The sequence below is a fragment of the Streptomyces calidiresistens genome (genome assembly GCF_014141525.1).
GTDB classification, from domain to species: Bacteria; Actinomycetota; Actinomycetes; order Streptomycetales; family Streptomycetaceae; genus Streptomyces; species Streptomyces calidiresistens.
This window is the reverse complement of record NZ_VKHS01001374.1, coordinates 1-789: the sequence shown is the minus strand read 5'-3', so window position 1 is coordinate 789 and position 789 is coordinate 1. Positions and strand designations below refer to the sequence as shown.

Below are 789 nucleotides of genomic sequence, written 5' to 3'. Positions count from 1 at the left end.
CCCGAGGCCTTCCCCCGGTACGTCCCCCGGACCCCCGGCTGCGTCACCCGGGTCCCCCGGGTCCGCCGTGCCGGCGGCGGGGGCGGCGTCGGGGTCCCCCGGCACGCCGGGCACCGCGGCGACCGCGCCCGGCACCGGGGGGACCGCCAACAGCGCGATCAGGACCGCCCCGGCGATCCCGGCCCGGGGGCCCGGGCCCGGACGGCACGCCGGGGTACGGGGGCACGACGGCCGGAACCACCGGCGGACGGACATCGGGACCTCCCGGAGGGCGGGCGCGGCGCGGGCTACCCGCGACCGTCCGACGCCGCGAGCCGACCCGCATCCCGGGCGTGCCGTCCGGGGGAGGTTCCCGGGCCGATCGGGTGGCCCCCGCCCCGTTCGGGCGGTGCCGGCGCCTCACCCCCCGTCGCGGCGCTCGTCCCGCTGTGCGGGAGGGTCGTCCCCGGGGCGCGGGGCGGGTTCCTCCCCGTCGCGCGCGGGGGTGCCCGACGGTCGGGACCACGGCCACCGGGGCCCCTGCCGGGGCGCCGGATCCGGGTCGTACACGTACCGCCAGCCGCGCACCAGCCCCAGCCGGCGGGTGTGGCCCCGCGCCTCCAGCCGGTAGACGTGCTCCTCGGAGACGGAGCCGTCGGGACCGGGCACCGGCACCCGGTACTCCTTGGGCGGGCGTCCCGTCATGCCCAGCAGGACCGGCAGCACCCGGCCGTCCAGCGGCCCCCCGACGAACGGGGTCGGTTCGCTCCTCACCGCGGCACACCCCCGTGCGGGTCGGTCCCCCGCCCC

General features: G+C 81.6%; 1 protein-coding gene. It reads right to left on the bottom strand.

Going from position 1 to position 789, the window contains the following annotated elements; genetic code table 11:
- Nucleotides 1–399: 399 nt before the first annotated feature.
- Nucleotides 400–753, bottom strand: coding sequence for a DUF8847 domain-containing protein (locus FOE67_RS27385; RefSeq protein ID WP_182667503.1), 354 nt, complete (start codon nt 751–753; stop codon nt 400–402).
- Nucleotides 754–789 lie beyond the last annotated feature (36 nt).